At 34.1% G+C, this 20,778-nt stretch carries 19 protein-coding genes; 11 read left to right on the top strand and 8 right to left on the bottom strand.

What is annotated here, in order from left to right; translation table 11 throughout:
* Positions 1 to 6: 6 nt before the first annotated feature.
* The 3 genes from QLS31_RS07355 to QLS31_RS07345 form a co-directional block, all read right to left on the bottom strand.
* Positions 7 to 390, bottom strand: coding sequence for a DUF3037 domain-containing protein (locus QLS31_RS07355; RefSeq protein ID WP_282716614.1), 384 nt, complete (start codon positions 388 to 390; stop codon positions 7 to 9).
* Entirely contained in the window at positions 368 to 1,162 is a 795-nt protein-coding gene (locus tag QLS31_RS07350) for a HipA family kinase (protein ID WP_282743319.1), read from the bottom strand. Before QLS31_RS07350 ends, QLS31_RS07355 begins: the two co-directional genes overlap by 23 nt.
* Positions 1,163 to 1,251: 89 nt before the next feature.
* Entirely contained in the window at positions 1,252 to 2,094 is an 843-nt protein-coding gene (locus QLS31_RS07345) for an NAD(P)H-hydrate dehydratase (protein WP_282743318.1), read from the bottom strand.
* A gap of 301 nt (positions 2,095 to 2,395) precedes the next feature.
* Here QLS31_RS07345 and gcvT point away from each other — a divergent pair, with 301 nt between their 5' ends.
* The 4 genes from gcvT (at position 2,396) to QLS31_RS07325 (ending at position 7,350) form a co-directional block, all read left to right on the top strand.
* On the top strand, positions 2,396 to 3,478 hold the full coding sequence (gene gcvT, locus QLS31_RS07340; RefSeq protein WP_282743317.1) for a glycine cleavage system aminomethyltransferase GcvT: 1,083 nt from the start codon (positions 2,396 to 2,398) through the stop codon (positions 3,476 to 3,478).
* Positions 3,479 to 3,484: 6 nt separating this feature from the next.
* On the top strand, positions 3,485 to 5,527 hold the full coding sequence (locus tag QLS31_RS07335; RefSeq protein WP_282743316.1) for a S41 family peptidase: 2,043 nt from the start codon (positions 3,485 to 3,487) through the stop codon (positions 5,525 to 5,527).
* A gap of 13 nt (positions 5,528 to 5,540) precedes the next feature.
* Positions 5,541 to 6,575, top strand: a complete 1,035-nt coding sequence (locus QLS31_RS07330; protein WP_282743315.1) for a hypothetical protein — start codon at positions 5,541 to 5,543, stop codon at positions 6,573 to 6,575.
* A gap of 61 nt (positions 6,576 to 6,636) precedes the next feature.
* A complete protein-coding gene (locus QLS31_RS07325; RefSeq protein ID WP_099715711.1) occupies positions 6,637 to 7,350 on the top strand; it encodes a YebC/PmpR family DNA-binding transcriptional regulator in 714 nt (237 codons plus the stop codon).
* Positions 7,351 to 7,556: 206 nt separating this feature from the next.
* On the opposite strand, the gene QLS31_RS07320 is transcribed toward QLS31_RS07325, so the two are convergent.
* Positions 7,557 to 8,597: a cysteine synthase family protein gene (locus QLS31_RS07320; RefSeq protein ID WP_282743314.1), complete on the bottom strand. Its 1,041-nt coding sequence runs from the start codon at positions 8,595 to 8,597 to the stop codon at positions 7,557 to 7,559.
* A gap of 71 nt (positions 8,598 to 8,668) precedes the next feature.
* On the bottom strand, positions 8,669 to 10,804 hold the full coding sequence (locus QLS31_RS07315; protein WP_282743313.1) for a S9 family peptidase: 2,136 nt from the start codon (positions 10,802 to 10,804) through the stop codon (positions 8,669 to 8,671).
* Positions 10,805 to 10,874: 70 nt separating this feature from the next.
* Here QLS31_RS07315 and QLS31_RS07310 point away from each other — a divergent pair, with 70 nt between their 5' ends.
* Positions 10,875 to 11,195, top strand: a complete 321-nt coding sequence (locus QLS31_RS07310) for a YbaB/EbfC family nucleoid-associated protein (protein ID WP_099715715.1) — start codon at positions 10,875 to 10,877, stop codon at positions 11,193 to 11,195.
* An 85-nt stretch (positions 11,196 to 11,280) separates the two neighbouring features.
* Here the strand turns inward: QLS31_RS07310 and QLS31_RS07305 are convergent, their stop codons facing one another.
* On the bottom strand, positions 11,281 to 12,303 hold the full coding sequence (locus QLS31_RS07305; RefSeq protein WP_282743312.1) for a GntG family PLP-dependent aldolase: 1,023 nt from the start codon (positions 12,301 to 12,303) through the stop codon (positions 11,281 to 11,283).
* A gap of 188 nt (positions 12,304 to 12,491) precedes the next feature.
* On the opposite strand from QLS31_RS07305, the gene prfB reads away from it, so the two are divergent.
* The 6 genes from prfB to QLS31_RS07275 all read left to right on the top strand — a co-directional run bounded on the left by prfB (position 12,492) and on the right by QLS31_RS07275 (position 18,709).
* Positions 12,492 to 13,587 (top strand): peptide chain release factor 2 gene (prfB, locus tag QLS31_RS07300; RefSeq protein ID WP_282743311.1). Its coding sequence is split into 2 segments (ribosomal slippage): positions 12,492 to 12,554 and positions 12,556 to 13,587, totalling 1,095 coding nucleotides; the frame shifts between segments, so codons are not numbered across the junction.
* A gap of 92 nt (positions 13,588 to 13,679) precedes the next feature.
* The gene (locus tag QLS31_RS07295) at positions 13,680 to 14,426 is read left to right on the top strand and encodes a hypothetical protein (RefSeq protein ID WP_282743310.1); all 747 of its coding nucleotides are present in this window, start codon (positions 13,680 to 13,682) and stop codon (positions 14,424 to 14,426) included.
* A 66-nt stretch (positions 14,427 to 14,492) separates the two neighbouring features.
* Positions 14,493 to 15,491, top strand: coding sequence for a UDP-3-O-(3-hydroxymyristoyl)glucosamine N-acyltransferase (gene lpxD / locus QLS31_RS07290; protein ID WP_282743309.1), 999 nt, complete (start codon positions 14,493 to 14,495; stop codon positions 15,489 to 15,491).
* Positions 15,492 to 15,657: 166 nt separating this feature from the next.
* Positions 15,658 to 17,286, top strand: coding sequence for a carboxyl transferase domain-containing protein (locus tag QLS31_RS07285; RefSeq protein WP_282712840.1), 1,629 nt, complete (start codon positions 15,658 to 15,660; stop codon positions 17,284 to 17,286).
* A 138-nt stretch (positions 17,287 to 17,424) separates the two neighbouring features.
* A complete protein-coding gene (locus tag QLS31_RS07280; RefSeq protein ID WP_282743308.1) occupies positions 17,425 to 18,057 on the top strand; it encodes a hypothetical protein in 633 nt (210 codons plus the stop codon).
* Between the two features lie 229 nt (positions 18,058 to 18,286).
* Positions 18,287 to 18,709 (top strand): DoxX family protein, encoded by a 423-nt coding sequence (locus tag QLS31_RS07275; protein ID WP_099715723.1) that lies wholly within the window; start codon positions 18,287 to 18,289, stop codon positions 18,707 to 18,709.
* Between the two features lie 50 nt (positions 18,710 to 18,759).
* On the opposite strand, the gene QLS31_RS07270 is transcribed toward QLS31_RS07275, so the two are convergent.
* Together QLS31_RS07270 and QLS31_RS07265 are read right to left on the bottom strand one after the other, a co-directional pair.
* Positions 18,760 to 19,806, bottom strand: a complete 1,047-nt coding sequence (locus QLS31_RS07270) for an AMP-binding protein (RefSeq protein ID WP_282717162.1) — start codon at positions 19,804 to 19,806, stop codon at positions 18,760 to 18,762.
* Positions 19,807 to 19,846: 40 nt separating this feature from the next.
* Positions 19,847 to 20,758, bottom strand: coding sequence for a CPBP family intramembrane glutamic endopeptidase (locus QLS31_RS07265; protein ID WP_282743307.1), 912 nt, complete (start codon positions 20,756 to 20,758; stop codon positions 19,847 to 19,849).
* Between the last annotated feature and the right edge of the window lie 20 nt (positions 20,759 to 20,778).

Genomic DNA, 20,778 nt, shown 5'->3' with positions numbered 1-20,778 from the left:
ATTTATTTACAATACCATTTCTTCAAACAAGCGTTGCGTTGTTTGTTCCAAATCATCACACAATCCTGGATGTGGTCTTGAGGTTTGAATAGCAGAGCTGCGAAGTGCTGTTAACCAACGGAAACGCGATGGAATATCAAATTGTCCTATTGGTCCACCTGATTTTTCGCCATGCGCCACTTTCTCAAATGCTTGTAAGTTTAAATGCAATTGTTCTAGATCTAAATCGGCTGAGAATAGTTGCAGTTTGGCTTCGTTCATCGAGCAAAGCACTTTTATAAACTTCGCTTTTTTACAAAAGAGAATAATACCCACATTGAGGAATTCTTCGCGTTCTACCCTTGGCACAACCCGGATTACGGCATACTCATATAAGTGCTTCTCTTGCATTTTGTGCTTCGTTTATAAAAATTTCGGAATGGTTCAAACGTATGGATAAAAACTGGAAATAGACTTCTCGAATGGCTTCTGGAGCTTCATCGGTATCTTCCCATTGCAACCAATCCTCTGGAATCAGATTCACGATATTTTGCAGTACATCATCAGTCAATATTTTTTTAAATATCACATCTGTTTCTGGCAACAAGGAAGCCTGAGGCAACAATACATGGTCTTTTATCAATGCAAAAGGGCTTTGTGCATGCTTTTCCCAATTGGTCCACGAATGATGAAAATAAAGACTGGCACCGTGATCGATCAACCACAATTCCTTATGCCAAATCAACATGTTGGTGTTTCTAAACGTTCTGTCCACGTTTGTGATAAAAGCATCTAACCAAACAATTTGGGACGCTAATTTTGGATCAACCAAAGTGACAACAGGATCAAAATTTATGGCTCCCGATAAATAATGCATCGCCAAAATGAGTCCTTGACTGCCTTGAAGTAAATCTTGAATTTCTTCATCAGCTTCTGAACGTCCAAAAGCTTCGTCGAGATTTGCGAAAACGAGTTCCGGCATTTTTAACTTTAAAACACGGGCAATTTCTCCGCCAATTAATTCGGCAATCAAGGCTTTTACACCGTGTCCGGCACCTTTGAATTTCAATACATATTTAAAATCATCATCGGCTTCAGCGAGCGCAGGCAAAGAACCGCCTTCCCGCAAAGGAGTGATGTATCGCGTAACATTTACGGTTCTAAGATGAGGTGTTTTTTCCATAATCGAATTGGATAAAGCAATTTTGCTTGGATACAAACTTACAAATAAGTAGGGTAAAATTCATTTATGAGTACTATTTACTACAGTTTTTATAAACTCAAAAAAGCTTTCCCAATATTTGCAATAACATCTGAAGCGATAAAAGATTGATATCCGGTTTCGGGTAATGCAATATCGGCAGTTAATCCGTGAAGATATACTCCAAGAATTGCGGCACTAATGGGTTCGTAGGATTGTGCCAATAAACTGGTAATCATTCCCGTTAAAACATCGCCACTTCCTGCGGTTGCCAAAGCGGCATTTCCAGTGGTGTTTTCGAAGAGAGTTTCTCCATCAATTATGTGTGTTGGTGCACCTTTCATCACAATTATAACATCGTACTGTTTTGAAAAAGAAACTGCTTTACTCCTTTTTTCTTCTTCGGAATGCCATTTTCCAATTAATCGCTCCAGTTCTTTGGGATGTGGCGTTAAGATTGTTTTAGGCGGTACAAAAGAAAGCCATTCTTTGTTTTGGGATACAATATTTAACGCATCGGCATCGATTACCAAAGGGCTTTTATTTGTTTTTAAAAACTGATGTACTGCATTTTGGGTTTCAATTTCCTGACCTAAACCGGGACCAATTCCAATGGCTTGTGGTGTAAAGTCGAAAGTGATATTAGAAATTTTTTCCTCTTGAATATCTGTAAGAACCATAACTTCGGGAATGGCGGTTTGCAGAATTGTGTAGCCACATTTCGGAATAAAAACGGTGACTAATCCGCAACCTGTTTTCAAACAAGCTTTGGCAGACAAACTTACTGCTCCTATTTTTCCATAACTTCCGCCAATGATTAAAGCGTGTCCCTGAATTCCTTTGTGAGTATGCTTATCTGGCTGTTTGTAGTGTTTCAGGATTTCTTTTTGGTTGATGTAAATGGGATTCGTCATTGAAATTTGTTTGTTTAAAATTACGAATTTAATAGGAAACAAATTCATTAATTGGACCTAAATTCCCTAGCCCTGATAGCAGCGGCATCCTTTAATTAAAGCTTCTAGCCTTTTGAAGGCTGGAAGCTTTAATTAAAGATAGAGCGAATAGCAGGAATTAGCTCCTAAAAAAAATGACTATAAATCCTACAGCACGAATTATTCCGAAAACGTTTGAAACTTTAAACTTTGCTTCGCTCCGCCTTTGTCACCCGAAATAAAATCAATAAATTAGCGACTTCAAATTTTATATTAAAACACAATGAAAAATACTGCGCTTACGCACATACACGAGAGTTTGGGAGCAAAAATGCTTCCGTTTGCCGGATACAATATGCCCATTTTATATGAAGGTGTGAATGCAGAACATGAAACGGTACGTAATGCCGTGGGTGTTTTTGACGTTTCTCACATGGGTGAATTCTTGCTTACGGGTCCAAATGCATTGGCTTTGATTCAAAAAGTGACTTCGAATGATGCTTCAACTTTGACAATAGGAAGAGCGCAATATTCTTGTTTACCGAACAATGACGGTGGAATTGTAGACGATTTGATTGTTTATAAAATGAAAGACGAGCAATATTTATTAGTGGTAAATGCTTCGAATATTGACAAGGATTGGGATTGGATTTCGGCTCAAAATGACTTGGGTGTGGAGATAAAAAACTTATCAGATGATTATTCTTTATTGGCGATTCAAGGACCAAAAGCGGTTGAAGCGATGCAATCATTATCGTCAAAGGATTTATCTGCGATTCCATATTACCATTTTGAAGTGGGAGATTTTGCCGGTATCGAAAACGTAATTATTTCGGCCACAGGATATACTGGTTCTGGAGGTTTTGAGATTTATTGTAAAAATTCAGAAGTAGAACAAATTTGGAATAAAGTTTTTGAAGCAGGTGCCCCTTTTGGCATCAAGCCAATTGGTCTTGCGGCTCGTGATACATTGCGATTAGAAATGGGTTTCTGTTTGTACGGAAATGACATCAACGATACGACTTCACCACTGGAAGCTGGTTTGGGATGGATTACGAAGTTCACTAAAGAATTCACGAATTCAGAAAATCTAAAAAAACAAAAAGAAGCAGGAGTTACTAAAAAATTAGTCGCTTTTGAAATGCAAGAACGTGCAGTGCCAAGACATGATTACGAAATTGTGGATGCTTCAGGAAATGTAATCGGAATTGTAACTTCGGGAACAATGTCTCCATCCATGAACAAAGGAATTGGTTTGGGTTATGTAACTGTTGAAAACAGTGCTTTGGAAAGTGACATTTTTATAAGAATCCGTAAAAATGATGTTCCTGCAAAAGTGGTGAAATTACCTTTTTACAAGAAATAATAATAAATGAAGAAACTTTCACTTGTATTGTTGCTGACTACATTTTCACTTTTGGGTCAAAATGATGCAAAAACTTGTGAAACACTTTCTAAAATAAATGCGTTAATACAACGCGAACATTACCAACCTAAACCGGTAGACGACAGTTTATCGGTTTTTGTTTTTGATAGCTTTTTGGATGTTTTGGACTCTAACCGAAACTTGTTTACCAAGATTGAATATCAAAAACTATGTGAGCATAGACTTCAACTGGACAATTATATCTTACAGAATAATTGTTCTTTTATGAGTGATTTTGTTGCTGTTTATAAATTGGCTTTAGTTCGAAAAAAGAAAATTTTAGAAAAAATACAACAGGAGACTTTTGATTACAATACGAATGACTCCGTTAAATTTTCGAAGAAAAACTTCCCTTTCGATTCGGTTTTAACAGATATCGAAAGAGTTTGGAGAAAGAGAATTAAGTATGATATTCTGGAAGACATTTCTAAATTGAGTTCTAATTTAGATTCACTGACGCAGAATTTTTCAAAGCTCGAAAAAACTTCTAAAGCAAAAATATTTGACACCAACTTATGCAAAGTAAATAGTATTCTTGGAGACACTAAGAGATTAGAAAATGACCTTCAAAATAATTTTTTAAATATTTTTTGCACCTATTTTGATCCTCATTCCAATTATTTTTCAATGGATGCTAAATCCAGTTTTATGTCGGGTTTATCAACGAGCAATCTTTCATTGGGTTTAAATATTGGATTTAATGAAAAAGAGGAAATTATCATCGAAGAAATTATCCCTGGTGGTCCAGCAGCCAAAACGGATAAGTTTGAAAAAGATGATGTAATCCTGAAAGTGTCTAATAACAAAGGAGATGCATATTCTGTTTCCTGCTCATCCATAGAAAAAATTGGAGAATTGATTTTTTCTGATTCGAATATAGAAATTGAGTTGACCATTCAGAAAAAAAATGGAACAATACAATCTGTACGCCTGAGAAAGCAAGTAATGAAAGCCACTGAAAATGCTGTTTTCAGTTACATTGCCGAAGCGGAAACTAAAATTGGGTACATCAATATTCCTAGTTTTTATTCTAATTTCGACGGATATTCTATTCAAGGTTGCGCTGATGATGTTGCCAAAGAAATTGTGAAACTTCAAAAAGACAATGTTGAAGGTTTAGTAATCGATCTTCAAGACAATGGCGGTGGATCAATGGAAGAAGCCATTAAATTAGCCGGAATGTTTTTAGATATTGCTCCAGTATCAGTTTTGGTTAATAATAAAAACAAGCAAACTATTTTAAAAGACGGGAATCGTGGCAGCGCATACAATGGCCCAATTGTGCTGTTAATCAACGGAAATTCAGCATCGGCAAGCGAGTTTTTTGCAGCCTCAATGCAGGATTATAACCGGGCAATCATCATTGGCAGTACATCGTTGGGGAAAGCTTCCATGCAAACTATTCTACCATTGGACGAAAACAATCAACAGGGTTTTGTAAAACTAACTATTGAAAAATTCTACAGAATTACCGGCGACAGCCACCAGATAAAAGGGATTGTTCCAGATATTGCGGTACCGGTTTTATTTGACAGCATCATTCAGCGAGAAATAAGTTTTAAAACTGCTTTTAAATATGATATGATTACCACAAAAGCAAGATTTAATCCGTTTTCAAAAACCTATTTCCCCAAAATAGTCGAATTAAGTAATTCAAGAGTGAAAAACGCCTCTCGTTTCAATGAAATTAGTTTGGCCAACAAGCAGATAAATGCACTTTATAACAATCCAAAAAAACCGACTCGCTTAGTTTTTAAAGATGTATTCAATGATATTCATGAAATTGATTCGCTTTGGAAAAAAGTCAAAAAAATTGTGGAAAGCGAAAGTAACAGTACCATTTCGAATAATTCCTTTGATTTGGAGCAATTAAAATTTGATGTTTTTCAACAAGATATTAATCGCTATAAAATCAAAGAGGTAAAAAACAATCCTTATTTAGAAGAAGCAATTGCTATAATAAACGATTATAAGAATTTAAATAAATAACCAACCAAAAAAAATGAAACTAACCTTTACTTCGTTCCTATTTTTAATTACAATTACCTTTTCTAATGCGCAAGAATTCAAAACTCCTGTTGACTATTTGAATTACATTGGCAAAGAAACTGATGCTATTTCTCGAACAACATGGAAATACACTTCGGCTGTTGCACATAGTAAAAATGCCCGAAGAATTGATGTAACGCGTAAAACATTGGTAAAAAGTATCCAAAATGCCACTAAAAAAATAGAAGCTTTAAAAGATGGATATAAAGGTGATGTTGAATATAAAGACCAACTACTAGCTTATTTATCAATTTCTGAAAAACAAATCAATCAAGAATATGAAAAAATCATAAACATGCAGGAAGTGGCGGAACAATCCTATGATTTTATGGAAGCTTTTATTTTGGCAAGAGATTTGGTCAATACTAAAATCAATGAAGAAGTGGATAAATTGAATGCTAACCAAAAAATATTTGCAACTAAATATGGAATCCAAATTGGAGAAGATAAAAGTGAATTGGGTAAAAAAATGAAAATCTCCAATGAAGTTTTTGAAAATCATACCCAATTATTTCTGATTTTTTTCAAAGTAAATTTCACAGAATCTCTTTTGATGAATGCTATTGCTGAAAACAATTTGAATGCTATTCAACAAAACAGCAATGCATTAGAACAATATTCGAATGAGGGTTTGGATAAACTAAAAACATTTAAAGCCTACAATAATGATTTAATACTGGTAAATGCTACCAAAAAAGTATTGGAATTCAGTAAAAAAGAAGCGTTAGAATTTAGTCCTAAAGTAGTTGCTTTTATGATGCTCAATCAGAAATTTCAAGAGACTAAAAAAATAATGGATAACAAATCAGTCGCTTCCAGATCAAAGGAAGAAGTGGATAATTTCAATAAATTGGTAAACGAGTTGAATAAAGAAGTTGGGAATTATAATGCTAACAATAATAAATTCAATTCAGAGCGTGCAAATACAATCAATTTTTGGAATGTAACCGGTGATACTTTTATTTCAAAGCACGTGCCAATTGATTAATAAAAATTTTTGAAAAAATAACTAATAACTGTATTTTTGCAGTTCAAAATAAAAAATAGAAATGGGAAGAGCGTTTGAGTTTAGAAAAGGTAGAAAAATGAAACGTTGGTCAGCAATGGCCAAAGCATTTACCAGAATTGGTAAAGATATTGTAATGGCTGTAAAGGAAGGCGGACCAAATCCTGAAGCCAATTCAAGATTAAGAGCCGTAATCCAGAATTCAAAGGCAGTAAACATGCCAAAAGAAAATGTAGAACGTGCCATTAAAAAAGCTACTGATAAAGACACCGCCAACTATAAAGAAGTTTTATTTGAAGGATATGCGCCTCATGGAATTGCAATTCTAGTTGAAACAGCTACAGATAATAATAACAGAACTGTTGCTAATGTTAGAAGTTATTTTAACAAATGCAATGGAACTATGGGAACTCAAGGTTCTGTTGAATTTATGTTTGATCACACGTGTAATTTCAGAATTCCGGCAAACGGAATCGACCCTGAAGAATTAGAATTAGAATTAATCGATTTTGGTGCTGAAGAGATTTTTGAAGATGAAGATGGTATTTTAATATATGCTCCTTTTGGCAGTTTTGGAACCATTCAAAAAGAATTAGAAAATAGAGGACTTGAAATTCTTTCTTCCGGATTTGAAAGAATCCCTCAAATTACCAAAAAACTTACAGAAGCTGAAGTCGCTGATGTAGAAAAACTAATTGAAAAATTAGAGGAGGATGATGATGTGATGAACGTATATCATACTATGGAAGAGGAATAGATTTCTTAGATTCTTAGACTTCTTAGATTACCAGACTTTCTTAGAAAAGAGAAAGGATATATAATAAAGACTTCATGGCATTGCTTTGAAGTCTTTTTTTTGTTAGACGATTATTTAAATAAAAAAACTCCAGAGTTTTCTGGAGTTTTACTAATTTTTATGTCTAAAAATCTAAGAAGTCTAATTATCTGACTATCTAAGAAAATCTATTTAATAAATTCAATTTTTTGAGCTTCTTCTTCGTTGATGCTGTCAAAGAAACCTTGTTCGTTCATCCAGTCATCACTAAATACTTTACTCATATAACGCGAACCGTGGTCTGGAAAAATAGCAATTACATTACTGTTTTCATCAAATTCTCCTTCTTCAGCGTATTGTTTTATGGCTTGCAGTACTGCTCCCGATGTATATCCTACAAATAAACCTTCTTTTCTAGTAATTTCTCTGGCAGAATGGGCACTTTCTTCATCCGTAACTTTCATGAACTTATCAATAAGATCAAAATCAGTAGCTGATGGAATTAAATTTTTTCCTAAACCTTCTATTCTATATGGATAAATTTCGTCATTATCAAATTCTCTAGTTTCATGATATTTTTTCAATACAGACCCAAAAGCATCCACTCCAAGAATTCTAATAGTAGGATTTTGTTCTTTTAAATATTTTGCAGTTCCGGAAATCGTTCCTCCAGTTCCACTGCAAGCGATAAGATGTGTTATTTTACCGTTAGTTTGTTTCCAAATTTCTGGTCCTGTAGATTTATAATGTGCATCAATATTCAATTGGTTAAAATATTGATTGATATAAACAGAACCTTTTGTTTCTTCATGCAAACGTTTGGCAACATTATAATAGGAACGTTCATCATCAGCGGAAACATGTGCAGGACAAACATAAACTTTTGCTCCCAAACTGCGTAACATGTCTATTTTATCTTTAGACGACTTAGAACTAACCGCCAGAATACAATTATATCCTTTTATGATGCTTACCATTGCCAAACTAAAACCAGTGTTACCTGATGTAGTCTCGATTATTGTATCACCTGGAAATAAAATTCCTTTCCTTTCGGCTTCTTCTATAATATATAATGCTATTCTGTCTTTTGAGGAATGTCCCGGATTAAAAGCTTCTACTTTTGCGTAGAAATTACCTTCTAACTCTTCCGTGACTTTATTTAGCTTAATAAGTGGAGTATTACCTATTAATTCTAAGACATTATTGTAAGCGTTTATTTCTTTTTTCATAAAAAAATAGTTAGTCGTGGGCAATTTTTAATTTAACCACGAACGTTGCAAATTTAACAAAAAAAATCTAATTAGTTTTTAATTTCTTCTAAATCTAACAAAAAACTGTATTCCTTTGCTAATTCTTTAATAGCTTCAAATCGCCCTGAAGCACCACCATGACCCGCATCCATGTTCGTATTTAAATACAAAACGGTGTCATTTATTTTTTTTGTCCTCAATTTAGCAACCCACTTAGCTGGTTCCCAATACTGTACCTGCGAATCATGAAGTCCAGTAGAAACAAACATATTAGGATATTTTTGAGCCTTTACATTATCATAAGGGGAATAAGACAACATATAATCGTAATATTTTTTAACATTTGGATTTCCCCATTCGTCATATTCTCCAGTTGTAAGCGGAATAGTATCATCAAGCATCGTAGTAATTACATCCACAAAAGGAACTTGAGCAATCACTCCATTGTATAATTCAGGTGCCATATTTACTACTGCTCCCATCAACAATCCTCCTGCTGAACCGCCCTCGGCATACAAATGTTTAGGAGAAGTATATTTTTCCTGAATTAAAAATTTAGAGCAATCGATAAAATCAGTGAATGTGTTTTTCTTTTTCAATAATTTTCCGTCTTCATACCATTGTCTCCCTAAATCTTCACCACCGCGAATGTGTGCTATAGCAAACACAAATCCTCTGTCCAGAATAGACAAGCGTGTCGATGAAAAATAAGTATCCATAGTAACTCCATAAGAACCATACGCATAAAGCAATAAAGGATTGTTACCGTCTTTCTTTAATCCTTTTCGGTATACCAAAGAAATAGGCACTTTTGTACCATCGGTAGCCGTAGCCCAAACGCGTTCTTCTATATAATTATTTTTATCAAATTTGCCTCCAATAACTTCTTGCTCTTTCTTGATTTCTTTCTCTTTAGTTTTCATGTTAAAATCAATAACCGAAGATGGTGTTGCTAATGATTGATAGCTATAACGTAAAATATCCGTGTCAAAATCAACATTTGTAGTTGTATAGGCATTGTACGTTTCACTTCCAAAAGGCAAGTAATACTCTCCTGCTCCACTCCAAGGCATAATCCTGATATGATTCAATCCATTCGAACGTTCTTCAACAACCAAATAGTTTCTGAAAATCTCAATATCTTCCAGCAAAACGTCTTTTCTATGCGCAATTATATCTTTCCAATTTTCTTTTGCAGTAGCGTTCTCAGGCGTTTTCATCAACTTGAAATTAGTCGCCTTATCTTTATTGGTAAGAATGTAAAAAGAATCTCCAAAATGAGAAATACTGTATTCTAAACCACGAACTCTTGGTTGAAAAACCACAAACTCACCGTCAGGAGTATCTGAATTAAGTATTCTATATTCAGTAGTCAATGTACTTCCGGAACCAATGACAATGTATTTTCTTGATTTTTCTTTACTTACCGAGACGTTGAACGTATCGTCTTTTTCATTAAAAACCAAAACATCATCGGCAGCATCAGTGGCTAATTTATGTTTGAAAACTTTATCTGAACGCAAGGTAACTTTGTCCTGTCTGGTATAAAAAATAGTTTTATTATCGTTTGCCCAAACGGAGTTCCCTGTGGCATTTTCGATTTTATCCGAAAGAATTTCTCCCGTTTCAAGATTTTTTATCTGTATGGTGTAAATTCTTCTTCCAACAATGTCTATTCCAAAACTTGCAAATTTATTGTCAGGACTCACACTCAAACCTCCTAATTGGAAGTACGAATGTCCTTTGGCCAAATCATTGCAGTTGAATAAAATTTCTTCATTGGCAGAAAGACTTCCTTTTTTTCTCGAATAAATGGGATAATCCTGCCCTTTTTCAAAACGGGTGATGTAGTAATAGCCGTTATATAAATAAGGAACTGACTGATCATCTTCCTTAATTCTTCCTTTCATTTCCTCAAACAATTCTTTTTGAAAATCTTTAGTATGAGCAGTCATTGCATCATAATATTTGTTTTCCTTATTCAGGTAATCAATAACTTCGGGATTTTCTCTGTCATTTAACCAGAAGTAATTATCAATTCTTGTCTCATTATGTTTTTCTAATGATTTAGGAATTATTTTAGCTACTGGAATTGGACTTTTTTTTAACATTTGTTGTGCTTTTGTATTAGTAAATGAAGTTACAAAAATAACACAAAGAGAAGTTATGATGAGTCTATTTTTCATGAATATTTTGTTGAATATGACTATGCAATATACTAATTTTGTGATTCAATTAATTTAAAAAAATTAAAACATGGATTTAATGGGAATGATGGGCAAACTTAAAGAAACCCAACAAAAGATAGAAGACACTAAAAAACGTTTAGACACAGTCCTGATAGATGAGCAAAGTACCGATGGTTTATTGAAAGTGACACTGACTGCCAATCGCTCAATTAAATCAATTACTATTGACGATTCTTTGCTGGAAGACAAAGAACAATTAGAAGATTATATGATTTTGGTACTAAACAAAGCTATCGAAAAAGCTACTAAAGTAAATGAAGCTGAACTTGATGCTGTTGCAAAAATGGATATGCCAATGATTCCAGGAATGGATAATCTTTTTAAATAAAAAAGTTTAAAGTTTAAGGCTTACTGTTTTTTCATCGCGATAAAAACGTTAAACCTTAAACTTTAAACAAATTTTCCAAACAGAATTATACTAATTTTTGGAGTGTTTCCAAAACATAAGTATGCATCACTTCTCTATAATCAAGATGCGTTACAATTCTCAATTTTCCATGTCCCATCGAGCTGATTGAAATGTTTTTTTGTTTTAAAACTTCAATTAAATTCTTCTCATTACAATTTGGTACCAATGAAAAAATCAAAATATTAGTCTCAACTGGCTCTACTGAAGCAACCCAACTTAACTTTTTCAATACTTCGGCAATTTCTTTAGCTCTACGATGATCTTCAGCAAGGCGTTCTATGTTGTTATCCAAAGCATAAATTCCGGCTGCTGCCAAATATCCTACTTGACGCATTCCGCCACCAAATATTTTTCGAACACGCAACGCTCTGTGAATAGTCGCTTTATCAGCCAACAAAACAGAACCAATTGGTGCTCCCAATCCTTTGGATAAACAAACCGAAATCGTATCAAAAAGTCTCCCAAATGCTTTTGGATCTTGCTTTTTGGCTACCAATGCATTCCAAATTCGGGCGCCATCCATGTGGAATTTCAAATTATTAACATCGCAAACCTGTTTTATTCTTTGCAAATCTTCCAGTTCATAACAAGCACCACCACCTTTATTGGTAGTGTTTTCCACACAAACTAAACTCGTTAACGGACTGTGGTAAAATTCAGGGTCATTAATTGCTCCAGCAACTTGTTCCGCAGTAATCATTCCGCGATTTCCATCTAATAAACAACACGACACACCACTGTTAAAGGAAACTCCACCACCTTCATAATGATAAACGTGTGCGTATTTATCCGCTATTAATTGTTCTCCGGGCTGTGTGTGTAATTTTATAGCTGTTTGATTAGCCATTGTTCCTGAAGGGAAGAAAAGTCCTGCCTCCATGCCAAACATCGCTGCAACTTTTGCTTCTAATTCAATAACTGTAGGATCTTGTTTGTAAACATCATCACCTACAACTGCTTTGAACATATATTGCAACATTTCGTTAGAAGGCTTTGTGATGGTATCGCTAATTAAATTTATTTCCATATTTTTTTATTATCAGTACGGGCAATTCTCGAATTGTCCCTTCGTAAAATTTTTCTATTTTTGTGCCACAAATTTACATAATACCGTTTGTTAATTCAAACTAGTTCAGTTAAAACTAAACTAAATATATTACACAACGGAATTTTTTGTAAATATTGAAAACAGACCTATCAAATTAATATAATTTTATGACAACTACCGAACAAATTAAAGGTATTGTGGAGCGCCTTGGTGCGTTGAGGAGGTATCTTTGACGTTGATGCCAAGCTAATTGAGATTTCTAATGAAGAAGAGAAAACTTTTGCTCCCGACTTTTGGAACAATGCAAAAGAAGCGGAACTCATTGTAAAAAATCTTAGAAACAAGAAAAAATGGATTGAAGATTACAATAAAGCTGTCGAAATGACGGACGAATTGCAACTCGCCTATGATTTTTACAGAGAAGGAGAACTTACCGGAGAAGAATTAGACGAACATTACAACGCCACTCAAGCTCATATTGAAGCAATCGAATTCAAAAATATGCTTTCGGATGAAGGTGATACATTGAGTGCTGTTGTGCAAATAACTGCCGGTGCTGGTGGAACGGAAAGTTGTGATTGGGCCGAAATGCTAATGCGCATGTACATGATGTGGGGCGAAAAATACGGCTATAAAATCAAAGAACTGAATTTCCAGAAAGGTGAAGCAGCTGGAATAAAAACCGTAACACTCGAATTTGAAGGCGATTATTCCTTTGGCTATTTGAAAGGCGAAAACGGCGTACACCGATTAGTTCGAATATCACCGTTTGACAGTAATGCCAAGCGCCATACTTCGTTTGCATCCGTTTATGTGTATCCGCTTGTAGATGATAGTATCGAAATTGACATTAATCCCGCTGATATTGAAATTACCACTTCGCGATCCAGTGGTGCGGGAGGACAAAATGTAAATAAAGTAGAAACTAAAGTACAATTATTTCACAAACCAACTGGGATTCAGATACAATGTTCTGAAACACGTTCGCAACAAGATAACAGACAACGAGCGATGCAAATGTTACGCTCTCAACTGTACGAAATTGAGTTAAAAAAGAAACAGGCACAACGCGCTGATATTGAAGCCGGGAAAATGAAAATAGAATGGGGTTCGCAAATCAGAAATTATGTGATGCAACCTTATAAATTAGTCAAAGATGTTCGTACCGGATATGAAACCAGTAACGTTGATGGCGTTATGAACGGAGAAATTGACGAATTCCTTAAAGCATATCTCATGATGATGGGACAAAAAGAAGAGTAAAAATATTCTACTATTAAATTTAATCCTACAGTAAGCTAAAGCTATATTGTAGGATTTTTTTGTTACTTTTGTTCCAAAATCATCACGTTACCATGAAAAAATTACTTGTATTATTCGTTTTGTTATACTCCACAATTTTTTATGCTCAGAAAAAAGTATACTTTACTGAAGACTTTAAAGAGTTACCTTCTGCAGATAATGCGATTTATTATACTATTTATGAACTAAATGGCAAAGGAACGATCAGAACTACTTTTTACATCAACGATAGTATGTATTCTAAGGACTATTTCTCAAACTATAAAAAGAGGGAAATTGATGGCACATCAGAACGATGGTACCCTAACGGAAAAAAAGAATCATTAGCGATTTATGTAAAAGGAAAACAAGAGGGTCCACAAACACGTTATTACGAGTCTGGAAAAATTAAAAGAGTTGAGAATTATAAAAATGGGGAATTTGTTGATGGAAAATGTTTTGATGAAAACGAAACAGAGATAGCGTTTTACCCTTACCACATAAAAGCAGAATTCCCTGGAGGAGAAAAAGCATTTTATGACTTCATTGCCTCTGATTTTAAAAAACCAAATAATAGTTTTGGCCAAGTTATAATTGGGTTTTCAGTAGAATTGGATGGTACTTTAAATCATTTTGAAGTAATAAAAAGCGTGAACAAAGAAATTGATTTAGCAGTGATCAAGACATTAGTAAGAAGTCCAAAATGGCTACCTGGAAAAATTGATGGTAAGACAATCGTAACAAAGCACAAACTTCCGATTACCTTACATGCATTTGAAGGAAAACAAAAAAAGATTGGTAGAACTAAAATGGAGTATTAATTAGGATAACTACGGGTAAATTCTTTTATTTGAAAAATATTTAACTCAAAAACATCCAGTTTTTCAATGAAATCCTACACAATTCAAGAAATAAATGAGATTCTAAAAGGAGAAATAATCGGGAATACTTTTCAAAGTATTACTGCGCCTGAACAACTTGAAGCCGCTAATGAATCTGAAATTTCATTTATTGGAAACAAAAAATACGAAAAATTTTGGTCTGCATCCAAGGCTTGTGTAGCGGTTGTCAACGAAGATATATCTATAGAACCTGGAGAAGATAGGGCTTTCATAAAAGTAAAAAATGCTGATTTAGCAATGTCTCAGGTATTGGAACTTTTTGCACCTCCAACACCAATATTTACAATTGACATTCACCCAACAGCAGTAATCGATTCAACAGCAACTATTTGTAATGGTGCCCGAATTGGTGCAGGATGTTATATAGGACCTAAAGTTATAATTGGAGACAATGCAACTATTTATCCAAATGTGACTATACTTGACGAATGTACAATAGGTAAAAACACCGTGATTTGGTCAGGAACAGTTATTAGAGAACGCTGTCATATTGGGAATGATTGTATTTTGCATCCTAACGCAACAATTGGTGCCGATGGTTTTGGTTTTCGTCCTGATCCACAAAGAGGTTTGGTGAAAATTCCACAAATTGGAAATGTTATTATTGGTAACAGTGTAGAAATTGGTGCTAACTCGTGTGTTGATAGAGGAAAATTCAGTTCAACCGTTTTAGGAGATGGTTGCAAAATTGATAATTTAGTTCAAATAGGTCATAACAGTAAATTGGGGAAATTCTGTATTATGGCTGGAAACAGCGGATTAGCTGGATCAGTAACGTTAGGAAATGGTGTAATCATTGGCGGAAGCGCTTCGATAAAAGACCACACCACTATTGGCGATGGTGCCATTGTTGGTGCAGGTTCCGGTGTTACAGGAGATATTCCAGCGGGAAAAACCATGTTAGGATATCCAGCTGTTGAAGCTCGTGATGCATTAAAACAATGGGCAATTTTGAAAAGACTAGTTAATGAGTCAAAAAAATAAACACTTACTTTTTTATTAAATTCATAAAAAAACAGAGATAAACTTCTGTTTTTTTGTTTTAATAGTAAACATATATTCGATTTTCATCAAAATCCAATTAAAATAATAAAATTTATTTAGTTGGATTTTGTATTTTAGCACAAAATTTTTTTAACACTATTTCATCATGGATTTGAACTTCAACAAAAACGAAGACCACAATAAACTTTTACTTTCAGCATTGCGACAAAAATTAAGCGTAGTCAAATTAGGAGGTGGTGAAAAACGCATCCAAAAACTACATGGCGAAGGCAAAATGACAGCACGCGAGCGTATTGATTATTTATTGGATCCAAAAGCAAAATGCATCGAAATTGGGGCGTTTGTTGGTGAAGGAATGTATGCAGAACATGGTGGCTGTCCCTCTGGTGGAGTTGTTGTGAAAATAGGATATATCAGAGGAAAACAATGTATTGTTGTGGCCAATGATGCGACTGTAAAAGCGGGTGCATGGTTTCCTATAACCGCAAAGAAAAATCTGCGTGCGCAAGAAATTGCAATGGAAAATCGCCTTCCAATCATCTATTTAGTGGATAGCGCAGGCGTTTATTTGCCTTTGCAAGATGAGATTTTCCCGGATAAAGAACATTTTGGTCGCATTTTTAGAAATAATGCTCAAATGAGCAGCATGGGAATTACTCAAATCGCTGCTGTAATGGGAAGTTGTGTTGCTGGTGGTGCTTATTTGCCAATTATGAGCGATGAAGCTATGATTGTGGATAAAACAGGAAGTATTTTCTTAGCCGGAAGTTATTTAGTAAAAGCTGCCATTGGCGAAAGCATCGATAACGAAACGTTAGGCGGAGCAACTACACATTGTGAAATTTCGGGCGTTACAGATTACAAAGCCAAAGATGATAAAGACGCATTAGATAAAATAAAAAATATTGTTGACAAAATAGGTGATTTTGACAAAGCTGGCTATAGCCGAATTAAATCAGAAAAACCAGCATTAGACGAAAAAGAAATTTACGGTGTTTTACCAAAAGCCCGAAATGAACAGTACGACATGATGGAAATCATCAATCGTCTGGTTGATAATTCCGAGTTTGAAGCCTATAAGGACGGTTACGGTCAAACCATTATTACCGGTTATGCCAGAATTGACGGTTGGGCAGTGGGAATTGTTGCCAACCAACGAAAAGTGGTGAAAACTAAAAATGGCGAGATGCAGTTTGGTGGCGTAATTTACTCTGATAGCGCTGACAAAGCAACCCGTTTTATCGCTAATTGCAACCAAAAGAAAATTCCTTTGGTATTCGTTCAAGATGTTACCGGTTTTATGGTTGGATCCAAATCTGAACATGGCGGAATTATTAAAGATGGTGCCAAAATGGTAAATGCTGTATCCAATTCAGTTGTACCAAAATTCACGGTTATCGTAGGAAATTCCTATGGAGCCGGAAATTATGCCATGTGTGGAAAAGCGTATGACCCAAGATTAATTTTTGCTTGGCCTAGTGCTGAACTAGCCGTTATGGGCGGAACGCAAGCTGCGAAAGTATTGGCACAAATTGAAGCTTCTTCGCTTAAAGCAAAAGGCGAACTGGTTGACGAAACCAAAGAGAAAGAATTGTTTGATAAAATCAAAGCTAGATATGACGAACAGGTTTCGCCTTATTATGCAGCATCACGATTATGGACTGATGCAATCATCGATCCTTTAGACACCAGAACCTGGATTTCTATGGGTATTGAAGCGGCAAACCACTCGCCTATTGAGAAAAAATTTAACTTAGGAGTAATTCAAGTTTAACCACTCATTTACAGCAATTTAACTCTATATTTTGTATATTTATAATGCTTTTAGGAACTATATTAATGGTTCCTAAAAGCAGTTATAATCCCTAAAAAATCTTAACCTAATTCATTTAATTATCTAAAATTAAAAGAAATGAAAAAGATTTTTGTTTTACTAACAACACTTTTATTGTTAGTGGGGCAGTTTACATATGCACAAAATAAAACTGAAAATACTATTTTGTCAAAGGATAAAAAACCTTTTTATCTCGAAACGGGTATCAACGCATCGCTGCCTGTACACATACAAATGTATCGAAGTCATAGACTTGCTCTAGGAATAAATGCCAGAGCTGGAAAAATAATTTCTAGAAAATTAGAACTCGGAATCCGATTTGATTATGATTATAGGTTCATTAGAAAAGGCAGTCGAATACTGACTCCCGAAAGCACATTGACAGAAAGAGCTTTACATAGTAATTTTAGTTTATTCAGTATTAAACCAAATATTCAGTTCAATTTAAACTCAAATTATTTTTTGGGTGTCGAAACCGGTTTAGGATATGCTCTTTCTGATGAAGATAGTAAAATTGGATTGGGTTTTGTATCTGAATATGCCAGTGACCAACAATTTGGATTGTGTTCAGGTCTGTATTTTGGAAAATCATTTGACATTGGTTCTAATAAAGACAAAATCAGTTTATCTCTTAATTTTACTCAATTTTTAGCTCTTGGCCATGCTGAAAATAGCCTTGGTTTGCGAATAAATTACCTATTCCTAAAGTAAATGAAAGTATTTCAAATTATTAAAAATTACTCAATCCTTTTTAAAATTTAACTTCTCTACTCTCGCTGTACTTATAAATTAAGACACCATTATTAGTAATTTATTTGCAAAGCTACCGTACAATTCTTTTGAAGGAAGAAAACATTCAAAGTTTAGTTTTCTTTAACAATTATAAATTATTTAATTAAAAATCAGTAACTTAGTACTACATTTTTAAAACTATAGTATTATGAACAGCGTCAAAAATTTAAACAAATGGGCGAATACGCACACTTATTTAACCGTGGATTTGGTACGAATAGCACTTGGAGTATTTTTGTTTATGAAAGGAATCTCTTTTATAACGAATATCCAATATTTAAATGATCTGATATCTCCAATTGACAGAATTGGCGGTGGAATGTTTCTCGTTCATTATATTGCTCCGGCGCACATGGTTGGCGGCATAATGATTGCTTTTGGTTTATTGACTAGATGGGCAATAATAGCACAACTTCCTATATTAATAGGTGCTATCGTAGTAAATTTTATGGGAGAAATGCATTCCCAAAATTTACTTTTGGCATTACTGATATTAGGAATTTGTATCTTTTTCTTATTCTACGGAAGTGGGAAAAATTCAGCTGATTATTACTTTAAAATGGAGCAATAATTAAATAAAAAAGCTTCCAAAATTAACGGAAGCTTTTTTATTAAAACAATTTAAATACTTTCTATAATTTCTTTGCGTTTTATCTTCCCGTTTTCGGTTTCAGAAAATTTAGAAACATAAAAAACTTCTTTTGGTTTTTCATATTTGTCCAAACCATCAAAAATACTGTCGTCCAATATTTGTTGTTCCCCTTCTATAACAATAACTAATTTTTCACCTAAAACAGCATCTTGTTTTCCGGTTACAAAAAATCTTGAGTTAATTTTATCGGATAACTTATCTTCAATTTTTTCAGGAATCAATTTGATTCCACCGCTGTTTATTACATTATCAATACGACCTAAAAAAAGAAATTGATTTTCGCCTACAAGTTCCACTAAATCATTTGTGACAATAGATTCATTAGAAATTTTTAAAGCATCAATCACCAGACAATTTCTATCATCTTGGCTAATTTTAATATTTGGCAAAATTGAAAAAGTCTCCTCTCCTATTTTCTTAGCTGCAATATGAGTAATGGTTTCCGTCATACCGTAGGTTTCATACACTTCTGTTTTCAATTTAGAAAGTCCTTTTTCAAGAGTATTGTTCATTTTTGCACCACCAACAATCATCTTTTTTACATTCTTCAACTCTGATAAAGAGTTTTGAGCTTGTAAAGGAACCATCGCTACAAAATCATATTTGGTATCGTTTTGCAACATAGGATGAGAACTTGGCGCAACAAAATCAACATCAAGACCCAGAATAAAACCCCTCACAAACATCATTTTTCCTGCAATATATTTAGTAGGTAAGCAATGTAATACTTTGTCTCCAGGTTTTAAATCGAAAAAATCACCCGTAGCAATTGCTGAATTGACCATCGCTTGTTTATCGACACGAATCAATTTTGGAGTTCCAGTAGTCCCGGAAGTATTCATTTCTATATACGATTTGTTATCAAACCAATCGAGTACAAAATCTCCCACTGATTTTTCGAATTCGTCTCCTTCTTTTATAAAACTGTACGCTACTCTGCATAAATCATTTCGATTCAGATGAAACCCATTTAGCTTAAAGAGATTGTGGACATTATGATATGTTATTGTATCAATCATGATAGGTTTATTTTAAATTATTGAACAGTTTTAATGATTAAATATTTCCAGTTAGTTTTTCTTTCCAATTGGTCCAATTGTATTTTTTACTAAAGATAAATAAAAGTATTGGGTAAATAAGAACCACCGGCACTATAACATCTAATCCGGCTGAAGGTTCCGAAATATCTTTAAAAATAGAATTGGTTTGAAATGCAGACCAATCAGAAGTAACAAGTAAAGCACCTACTAAATTATTGGCAGCATGAAATCCTAAAGCCAGCTCCATTCCTTCATCCATCAATGTAATAATTCCCAGTAAAAGCCCCGTTCCTATATAATATACAAGTACTATATACCCTATTTTAGCCACTTCAGGATTAAAAATATGCATTCCTCCAAAGATAACCGAAGTCATCAATAAGGGAAACCATTTATTCTTGGCAAGATTAGCAAATCCCTGCATTAAGTATCCTCTAAAAATATATTCTTCTGAACTGGTTTGAATTGGAATTAGCACTACACCAATTACGACTAAAATTGCAAATGGCACTGGTTTAAAATTGATTACAAAATCGTTGGGATTAGAAAAATAGAATAGCAAAGTGGATACAATTGTAAAAACGGACCAAACTATAAAAGAAAATCCAACTCTTTTCCAATCTATTTTAGCTCTTGATGTTGTTACAGAAAGCATCGTTTGTCCGTGTAAATTACGAACTACCAACACAATCCCAAGCATAATAAAAACGAACGAAATCAGTATTAAAAACAAAGTCAGATTTGAATCAAAAAAACGCATTACCGATTCATTATCTGTTGGATAAGGTTTTCCATTAAAAATTGTTTCATACAATATTCCTATTAAAAGTGGCAACTGACCCACAAATGAAGCGCAAATTATTATTATTGAACCTAAAATATACTTCCAAAAATGATTCTCTGATTTTATTCCCTGTTCTATAAACATATAATTTTCGTTTTATTTTT

Source organism: Flavobacterium sp. XS2P24 (genome assembly GCF_030010285.1).
Taxonomy (GTDB): Bacteria; Bacteroidota; Bacteroidia; order Flavobacteriales; family Flavobacteriaceae; genus Flavobacterium; species Flavobacterium algoritolerans.
This window is presented reverse-complemented; position numbering and strand designations above follow the sequence as displayed.